At 62.8% G+C, this 8,771-nt stretch carries 8 protein-coding genes and 3 tRNA genes; 5 read left to right on the top strand and 6 right to left on the bottom strand.

Going from position 1 to position 8,771, the window contains the following annotated elements:
• From QE494_RS18515 to QE494_RS18500, 4 genes are all read left to right on the top strand, one after another.
• The coding region (locus QE494_RS18515; protein ID WP_300043168.1) for a glutamate--tRNA ligase at positions 1–816 on the top strand (816 nt) is incomplete at its 5' end.
• A 34-nt stretch (positions 817–850) separates the two neighbouring features.
• Positions 851–926, top strand: a tRNA-Ala gene (locus QE494_RS18510).
• Positions 927–981: 55 nt separating this feature from the next.
• Positions 982–1,057: transfer RNA gene (locus QE494_RS18505), tRNA-Glu, on the top strand.
• A 56-nt stretch (positions 1,058–1,113) separates the two neighbouring features.
• Positions 1,114–1,190: transfer RNA gene (locus tag QE494_RS18500), tRNA-Asp, on the top strand.
• A 183-nt stretch (positions 1,191–1,373) separates the two neighbouring features.
• Here QE494_RS18500 and QE494_RS18495 read toward each other — a convergent pair.
• Genes QE494_RS18495 through QE494_RS18470 form a run of 6 tightly spaced genes read right to left on the bottom strand, consistent with a single transcriptional unit; the run spans position 1,374 to position 8,025 of the window.
• Complete coding sequence (locus tag QE494_RS18495; RefSeq protein WP_300043166.1) at positions 1,374–2,573, bottom strand: dipeptidase; 1,200 nt, start codon at positions 2,571–2,573, stop codon at positions 1,374–1,376.
• An 18-nt stretch (positions 2,574–2,591) separates the two neighbouring features.
• Positions 2,592–4,196: an ABC transporter substrate-binding protein gene (locus QE494_RS18490; protein WP_300043164.1), complete on the bottom strand. Its 1,605-nt coding sequence runs from the start codon at positions 4,194–4,196 to the stop codon at positions 2,592–2,594.
• A 49-nt stretch (positions 4,197–4,245) separates the two neighbouring features.
• Positions 4,246–5,082 carry an ABC transporter permease gene (locus QE494_RS18485; RefSeq protein ID WP_300043163.1) on the bottom strand — a complete coding sequence of 279 codons (837 nt, stop codon included), beginning with the start codon at positions 5,080–5,082 and terminating at the stop codon, positions 4,246–4,248.
• Positions 5,079–6,050: an ABC transporter permease gene (locus tag QE494_RS18480; RefSeq protein WP_300043161.1), complete on the bottom strand. Its 972-nt coding sequence runs from the start codon at positions 6,048–6,050 to the stop codon at positions 5,079–5,081. The genes QE494_RS18485 and QE494_RS18480 overlap by 4 nt, the downstream gene beginning before the upstream one ends.
• Before the next feature lie 11 nt (positions 6,051–6,061).
• Positions 6,062–7,039, bottom strand: a complete 978-nt coding sequence (locus QE494_RS18475; RefSeq protein WP_300043159.1) for an ABC transporter ATP-binding protein — start codon at positions 7,037–7,039, stop codon at positions 6,062–6,064.
• Entirely contained in the window at positions 7,036–8,025 is a 990-nt protein-coding gene (locus tag QE494_RS18470) for an ABC transporter ATP-binding protein (protein WP_300043157.1), read from the bottom strand. The genes QE494_RS18475 and QE494_RS18470 overlap by 4 nt, the downstream gene beginning before the upstream one ends.
• 231 nt (positions 8,026–8,256) lie before the next feature.
• Here QE494_RS18470 and QE494_RS18465 point away from each other — a divergent pair.
• On the top strand, positions 8,257–8,771 hold a 515-nt coding region (locus QE494_RS18465; protein ID WP_300043155.1), incomplete at its 3' end, for a LysR family transcriptional regulator.

The raw sequence follows: 8,771 nt of genomic DNA, 5'->3' as shown, positions 1-8,771 counted from the left end.
GTGGTCGACGACATTGACATGCGCATCACCCACGTGATCCGCGGCGACGACCATGTGAACAACACCCCGCGGCAGATCAATATCTTTCGTGCGCTGGGTATCGAGCCGCCGGTCTACGCCCACCTGCCCACGGTGCTCAATGAGCAGGGCGAGAAGATGTCCAAGCGCAATGGCGCCAAGCCGGTCACCCAGTTCCGTGACGAGGGCTTCCTGGCCGATGCGGTGGTGAACTACCTTGCGCGCCTGGGTTGGTCCCACGGTGATGACGAGATTTTTTCGCGTGCGCAGTTTCTCGAATGGTTCGACCTCGATCACCTGGGCCGCAGCGCCGCCCAGTTTGACGAAGCCAAGCTGCGCTGGGTGAATGCCCAGCACATGAAGTTGACTGACAACGCCGAGCTCGCGCAGCTCGTGGCGCCGCGCCTGCAGGCCATGGGACTGCTTGCAGACGAGCGCCTACCAGCCATATGCGGCCTGTTCAAGGACCGCTGCGACACCCTGGTGGTGCTGGCCGATTGGGCGGCCCGCTTCTATCGACCGGTCACCCCCGATCCTGGTGAATATGAGAAGCATGTCACCGATGCGGTGCGCCCGGCCATTGCCGATCTGGCGCAGCGTCTGCAGTCCTGCGCCTGGGAGGCGCCTGCCATTGGCGCAGCGCTGAAGGAAACCCTGGCGGCCTGTGGGCTCAAAATGCCGCAGCTGGCGATGCCGGTGCGTGTGCTGGTGCTAGGAACAGCGCAGACCCCATCGATCGACGCGGTGCTGGCCCTGTGCCCACGCGATGATGTTCACCGCAAGTTGTCGAGCAGCTAAAAATCGTTGTAGAATTTCGGTCTCGACGCCAGACGGGGGTATAGCTCAGCTGGGAGAGCGCTTGCATGGCATGCAAGAGGTCAGCGGTTCGATCCCGCTTACCTCCACCACAGCGTCGATGGTTCGTATGAAGTTCTTTTTGAGCATCATGCGGTCCCAGGTTTTGACCCTATCGTCTAGAGGCCTAGGACATTACCCTTTCACGGTAAGTACCGGGGTTCGAATCCCCGTAGGGTCGCCAAGTTTTGCAGCACTTGCTTCTATGTCAAAAATGTAGAAGAAACGCTGCATCCACGCGGAGTGGTAGTTCAGTTGGTTAGAATACCGGCCTGTCACGCCGGGGGTCGCGGGTTCGAGTCCCGTCCACTCCGCCAGACGTCAAGCAAAAACGCGCCCTCGGGCGCGTTTTTCATTTCATCGGACTGCTCTGAGCCCCAAAGGCCGGGTTAACTCAATGACTGCCCTTGGCTGGTCACAGAGACTCAGTCCTTTGGGTGAACCCCGGACGGCAGCGCTTCAAGCGCGCGCCGCCTGGGCGGGCTCCCGCCCAGGGGACCTTACTTCCAGACCGCCCGCAGCACCCGCATCACGTTGCCGCCGAGCACTTTGCCGATGTCCTCGTCGCTGTAGCCGTGAGCGACCAGCCAGCGCAGGATGTTCTTGGAGCTCTCGCGGGGGTTTTCTACGCCCTTGACGTATTCGACGCGCGGGAACTCCTCGGTGTTGCGGGTTTCGCTGTTCGAGAGGAACTTGGCGAACTTTTTGTGCAGCCCAACGTGGTCGCCCCAGTTGGTGTCGGTGCCAAAGCAGACATGGTCGATGCCGATCAGGTTGACCACATACTCGAAGTGCTCCATCACCGAGTCGATATCATGGGTGCGCCGGTTGTAGGTGATGGTGGTGTGGGGCGCAGCCTCGATGCCCACCACGCCGCCAGTGGCAGCCACCGCCTTGATCGCCTCGTCGGTGGCCAGGCGCTTGGAGTTCCACAGCTTGCGCGCACCGGTGTGCGACATGCAAATCGGTACCGACGAGGTCTCTGCCGCGTCGATCGCAGTGAGCGTGCTGCCGTGGGAGACGTCGATCAGCATGCCCACCTTGTTCATGCGCTGGACCGCCCGCTTGCCAAACGCGGTCAAGCCGGAGTCGCGGTCTTCCTTGAGGCCGCTGCCCAGTGCGTTGGATTCGGAGTAGGTCAGGCCCAGCAGGCGCACACCCAGACCGTACATGATGTCAATGCGATCGAGCTCGTTCTCGATCGGCATGGCGCCCTCGATACAGGCCACCCAGGCGATCTTGCCCTGGGCACGCACCTGCTCGATCTCGTCGGCGGTGCGCACATGGACCAGAAAGTCCTGGTGGGCCACGTCGCACAGGCGCATGCCCAGGTCGTGGACGATGTCGGTCCACTTCCAGCCGTTGTGCGAGGTGATGCAGCAGGAGCCGTTCATCAGGTTGTCAAAGGTGACGTCCAGATAGGACTCGGCCAGCCCCTCGTAGGCGCAGAAGGAGCGCCCCCGGTGCCGCTGCATGCCGTACTGGTTCAGGTCTTTGGGGTTGTAGACCGGGTGCTCGTGCATCGAGACGATCAGCTTCTCCTCGGCCAGGCGAAGCATGCGCGTTTCCTGCTCGGGCGTGAGCGGAACCAGCCACTCCGGAATCCGGTCCTTGGAGGTCAGGTCGAACTCCACGTAGTCCTCACCGGGGGTGAGGTAGTCATAGGCCTTGTAGCCCTTGTAGCCTGTCTTGATTCCCATGATGTGTCGTCCTTTGGTTTATTTGGCGCCGCGAAGCTTGAGATTGAGCAGGGAGGTCATGCTTATCGCCCCGTTGTTGGAAGAGGGGTTGGGCAGGTAGCCGTCGAACTTGGTATTGGCCACGAAAGTCAGATTGGGAACCCAGACCGAGAGGGTCGGGATCTGGTTGACCACCACCTTCTGCGCCTCGTCCATTGGCTTGATGCTCTCGGCGATGGTGGCCGACTCTTTGGCGTCGAGCGCCCACTTCTCCAGGTCCGGGTCAAAGAAGCCGGAGTAGTTGAGGAAGGCTTCTTTGCCGTAGAGGTTGTAGAAGGAGTCGTAGACCACAACGATGGCGCCCCACTGCACGAAGAGCATTTCATACTCTTTCGTCTTGGACTGGCGGTCCATGTAGACCTGCCGGTCGATGGGCTCCAGAAGCAGTTCAATCCCGGCCTGGCGCGCGTCCTCGCGGATGATGCGCACCGACTTGTCGTAGTCGGTGCGTGAGCCCTCGTACATCATCTTCATCGACAGCTTCTTGCCGTTTTTCTCGACGATGCCGTCTCCGTCTGTGTCGGCGTAGCCGGCGTCCTTTAGTACCTTCTTGGCCGCCTCGATGTTGAAAGCCGGGTACTCAATCTTGGACTTGACGAAGTCCTTGTAGATCGGCGACACGGCGCCGTTCATCGGAACGCCAGCGCCTTCGAGCGCAAGGCGGACGATCTTGGGCCGGTCAATGCAGTGCGCAATGGCCTTGCGCACCGCGACGTCGGCGGCAAACTCGCTCTTTTTGCCGTTGAAGCCGATGTAGGAATAGCCAGGAGAGGCCGGCTCGAAGATGCGGTACTTCGGGTTCTTGCGGAACTGGGCGGCCATCGAAGGCAGGAACTGGCGGCTGGTGGTGTCGATTTCGCCGGTCCGCAGTGCCAGCACCAGGGAGTTGTCGTCCTTGTAGACCCGGTAGACGATGCGGTCGATGGCGGGGCGCCCGAGCGCCGCCGGCCAGTCAGGGTTGCGCTCGACGATGTAGTACTGGCCTTTTTTCCAGTCAGTGAGCTTGAAGGGGCCCAGCCCGGTCACGCCGCCCGCGTCGTCGTTGAGGGTCATGGGCGCGGTGACCTTTTCCCAGCGATGCTTGGGCATTGGAGAGACCCAGAACATCATCACGTCCATGAAGCCGACCTGGGCCGCCTTGAGCTTGAACTCAACGGTCAAGTTGTCAATCTTGCGCACAGAGGCGACGTTGCTAAAGCGTGTGTTCTGGAACAGCTTGTGTTTGACCAGGTACTCGCTGGTGAAGATCACATCGTCGGCGGTAAACGGGACCCCGTCGTGCCACTTGATGTCGGGTGTGAGTGAAACGATGAAAGTGGTGGCCTTGTCCTTGACCTCCACGTTGCGGATCAGGGTCGACTTGACGTTGCCGTTGGCGTCCATGTAGCCGAAGCGGGGCATGACGGACTCTTGCAGTACCGCTGAATTCACATCGTTGCTGGACCAGAAGTTGAGCGTCTGGATGTCGCCCAGCAAGCCGATATTGAGCACCACGCCGCGCCTTGACTGGGCGAGCGCCGGCCCTGCTGCCGCGGCGGCGGTCAGGGCCATGCCCATTTCCATGAATGATCGTCTGTTTGTCATCGGAGATCTCCTTTCGGTGAGAGAGCGCAGTGGGTAACTCGGGTTGTGGTCAGTCCCGCTTGGGGTTGAGCGTCTCGTTGATGCCCAGCCCCAAGAGGTTGAAGGAAACGACAAAGAACATGATGGCCAGCGAGGGGCAAACGATCAGCCACCAGGCATTGAATTGCTGGCCGCCCTTGAAGGCCGTCTGGAGGATGCCGCCCCAGGACCAGGCGTTGGGGTCGCCAAGACCGAGGTAGCTCAGCCCCGCCTCGGTAAGGACGGCGGTGGCCATCACGATGGTCAGATCGACCAGGGCGGGCCCGGCGGCGTTGATCAGAATGTGTTTGAACATGATCGTCCGGCGGGGAATGCCCAGAACGACGGCGGCCTCGATATAGGGAAGGCTGGCCAGTTTGAGCGTCGAATTGCGTACGATCCGCGCCAAAGTCGGCCAGGAAAAAATCCCGATGACGATCGCCACCGTCGTGGTGCTAGGCCCAACGATGGCTGAGATCAGGATCATCAGCGGCAGGGTGGGGATGGTCATCGCGATCTCGATCACGCTATCAATCAGCGCGCCGGCGCGACCACCAAAGTAGCCAGATATCAAGCCGAGCGGCAACCCGATGACGCTGGCCACGATGACCGCAGTCACCGAAATAAAGAGAGAGGTACGGGCTCCCCAGACGATCTGGTCGAACAGCTCCAGGCCGAGCGAGTCGGTGCCTAGCCAGTGCGCCGCTGACGGCGGCGCCAGAGGCATGGCGTCGTTGTAACCCGAGGGGTAGGGCACAAGCATCGGGCCCAGGATGCCCACCAACAGGACCAGGGTGATGCCGACAAGTCCAATCATCCCGAGGCGGTGACTGGCCATGGCCTGGGCAAAGCTGCGTTCTTTCCTCATTTGGCGACCCCTCCGCTGAGCTTGATGCGCGGATCGAGCCAGGCGACGACGAGGTCGGTCACCAGCGTCATTGCGATGACGCTGAACGCCAGCACGATGAAGGCGCCCTGCAGCAGGGGGAAGTCCTGCTTCTGCACCGCCTCGTAGATCATCGAGCCGACGCCTGGCCATGAAAAGACGGTTTCGGTGAGCACTGCGCCGGCCACCATCTTGCCGAGCATGAGCCCGGTCACCGTGACGGTGGGGATCATCGCGTTGCGCAAGGCATGGCCCCAGATCACCGCCCGGTCACCGACGCCCTTGGCTCGCGCTGTGCGGATGTAGTCCTCCTTGAGAACGTCCAGCATGCTGCTGCGGGTGTAGAGGACGATCTGTGCCAGATTGACAATCACCAGGGTGATGGTCGGCAGAATCATGTGATACGCGATGTCTAGCAGGCGTTCGTCATCGTCGATGCCAGGCGTGACCGCCCCGCCGACCGGCGTGAGGTCCAGTTCGAGGCTGAAGACATAGACCAGAATGAAGGCGATCAGCGGAATGAATATGGAAATACCCAGAACGATGAGCGTGCTCACCGACTGGTCGATCCAATTGCCCTTGTGCCGCGCGGTGTAGACCCCCAGGGGGATGCCGATCATCAGGGTGATGGCCAAGGAGGTCCCCACCAGCAGCAAGGTCCAGCCCAGGCAAGGCAGGATGATGTCGCCGACCGGCTCCTTCAAGAAGAAGGATTGCCCGAGCTCCAGGTGCGCGAGGTTGCGCAGGAACAGCCAGTACTGCTCCAGCAGGGACTTGTCCAGCCCGAGCAGGGTGTTGAGGTAGGCGACGTCCTGCGGCGACATCGAGTCGCTGATGAAGGCGGTCGTGGGGTCGCCCGGCATCAGCCGCACGATCAGGAAGGTGACAGTGATCGCGGCCAGGAAGGTCAGCGCCCCCTTGAAGATCCTTTGTACGATGTACTGCAGCATGGGCTCGGCCTTCAGGCGGGTGCCGTGAACAGGTGGCAGCGAACCTGGTGCCCAGGCTCTACTTCCTGGAGCACCGGCTCGACCGCTTTGCACACTGCCGTTGCCTGCGGGCAGCGGGTGTGGAAACGGCAGCCACTGGGCGGATTCAGGGCGTTGGGGATCTCGCCCTGCAACAGGATGCGGGGCTCCCGGCGCCCAGTGGTGGGCTGGGGCGCGGCCGAGATCAGCGCCCGCGTGTAGGGGTGCAGGCGCCGCTTGAAGAAAGCATCGCGGGGCGCTAGCTCCACCACCTGGCCCAGGTACATCACCATCACTCGGTCGGAGATGTGGCGCACCACGCCCAGGTCATGGGTGATGAACAAGTAGGTGAGGCCCAGCTCCCGCTTGAGGTGGCTGAAAAGGTTGAGGATTTGCGACTGCACCGACACGTCCAGCGCCGACACCGCCTCGTCGCAGATCAAGACCTTCGGGCCCAGGGAGAGCGCCCGTGCGATGCCAATGCGCTGGCGCTGGCCGCCGGAGAAGGCAAAGGGGTAGGAATTGGCCATGTCGGGCTGCAGGCCCACCCGCTCGAGTAACTGGCCCACTGCCGCTCGGGCGGCCGCGGCGTCGGCCACCTTGCCGTGGACCCGCATCGGCTCGGCCAGCGCGTGACCCACGCTCAGGCGCGGGTTGAGCGAGGCGTAGGGGTCCTGGAAAATCATCTGGATGCTTTGCCGCAGGTGCCGGTCTTGCGCACCCCGTGCGCCCCCGATGTCTTGCCCCTCAAAGCGGATCGTTCCTGCCGTGGGCTGCTCAAGCCGGACGATGGTGCGCCCTAGCGTGGACTTGCCGGAGCCTGATTCGCCGACGACGCTGAGCGTCTCGCCCTGTACCAGGTCGAGGTCGATGTCGTCGAGCGCGTGGACATACTGCCGCTCACGCTGGAACAGCGACTTCTTCAGCCCGAAGTGCTTGGTCAGGCCCCGGATCTCAAGCAGCGCGGTCACGGCGTCACCTCTTGGCCGACCGCCCAGCACGCGACTTGGTGGCCGGTTCCGATGGACGTGAGGCGAGGAACGTCGCGGGTGCAGACGTCGCGGCGCTGCGTGCAGCGGGGCGCAAACCGGCAGCCCGGCCCGAAATTGCCGATCGAGGGCACCGAGCCGGGAATTGAATGCAGGTCTCCCGAGCTGCCGGCCAGCGACGGAAGTGACGCGAGCAGGCCTTGGGTGTAGGGGTGCTGCGGCCTGTCGAAGATGTCCTGGGCGCTGCCGCTTTCCACCACCCGCCCGGCGTACATGATGACCACCTCGTCGCAGGTCTCGGCCACCACGCCGAGGTTGTGGGTGATCAGCATGATGGAGCCTTCGGTCTGCTCCTTGATGTCCTGCATCAATGCCAGCACCTGGGCCTGAATGGTGGCGTCCAGCGCGGTGGTGGGCTCGTCGGCCATGAGCAGCTGCGGCCGACAGGCGACCGCGATCGCGATCATGATCCGCTGGCGCATGCCCCCCGAGAGCTGGTGCGGAAACTGGTCATGGCGTTGCTCTGGGTTGGCAATGCCCACCTGGCGCAGCAGGTCGATGGTGGCGACTCGGCGCTCCTCCGAGCCCATGTTGGGGCGGTGGATTCGCAGCACCTCGCCGATCTGGCGCCCCACGGAGTGAACCGGGTTGAGGGAGGTCATGGGTTCCTGGAACACCATGGAGATGTCTCGGCCGCGAATCCGCTCCATCTCGGATTCGGACTGTGCAAGCAGGTCGCGGCCCCCGAACAGGATTTCGCCGCCCATGACGGTGGCCGCCTGTGGCAGCAGACGCAGCACCGACAGTGCCGTCATGCTCTTGCCGCAGCCCGATTCGCCCACCACCCCCAGCACGCTACCCGCACGAATGGAGAAGCTCAAGTCGTCGATCAGCTCGCACACCTGCCCGTCGATCCGGAACCCGAGGCGATAGCCGCGGAATTCAAGCAGGGCGGATGGCGTTGTCACTTAGCTCGCCTCGCCGGGTGATCGCCCAGGGCAGGCGCAAGACCGGGCCCTTGGCGATGGCCGGGGCTTCGATAAGGGCTGGCAGCGCGCGAACTCGGTGCGTGAGTTGCGGTGCATGGGCGCGGACGTTGGCAAACGTTGTTACTTCTGAAGGTTGTCTCCAGTCATGCTAGCGGGGGCCGCTATGATGTGTCCAATGAATTTTCGCCATACACGATATGGCTGCTGTTCATGATAAATACGGCATTCGATCTGAATCTGGTGCGTGTGATGCTGGCCGTGGCCAAGCACCGCAATGTGACGGCGGCCGGGCGCGAGCTCGGGCTCACCCAGTCCTCCGTGAGCCACTCCCTCAAGCGGCTGCGCGAGCTATGCAATGACCCGCTGTTCGTCCGCACCGGTGCGGGCATGGTGCCCACACCCGCCGCGCAGTCGATGGTCGAGCCTCTGGAGAAGGCCCTGTCCGCCCTGGTCGGCTCCCTGGCAGGCCCCTCTCCCTTCGATCCAGCGACCACCCAGCGCTCTTTTGCGATCTTGCTGTCCGACATCGGCCAGCTGATTTACCTCCCCATCATCGCCGCCCACCTCGCCCGTGTGGCGCCGCAGGTGAGTCTGCGTGTGCTGCACGTGGGCATCGACGCCTACCGTGACGTGCTCGCCGCCGGGGAGGCCGACTTCGCCATCGGGCACCTGCCCTCGCTGATGGGCGGGTTTCGACAGGTCTCCCTGTTTCAGGACCCGTATGT

Origin of the sequence: Ramlibacter sp. (assembly GCF_029866045.1) — a bacterium.
Lineage (GTDB): Bacteria > Pseudomonadota > Gammaproteobacteria > Burkholderiales > Burkholderiaceae_C > Ramlibacter.
This window is presented reverse-complemented; position numbering and strand designations above follow the sequence as displayed.

Coding starts and splice junctions, on each gene's coding strand:
- QE494_RS18490 (WP_300043164.1), bottom strand. CDS start 4,196: ATGACAAACAGACGATCATTCATGGAAATGGGCATGGCCCTGACCGCC.
- QE494_RS18485 (WP_300043163.1), bottom strand. CDS start 5,082: ATGAGGAAAGAACGCAGCTTTGCCCAGGCCATGGCCAGTCACCGCCTC.
- QE494_RS18495 (WP_300043166.1), bottom strand. CDS start 2,573: ATGGGAATCAAGACAGGCTACAAGGGCTACAAGGCCTATGACTACCTC.
- QE494_RS18480 (WP_300043161.1), bottom strand. CDS start 6,050: ATGCTGCAGTACATCGTACAAAGGATCTTCAAGGGGGCGCTGACCTTC.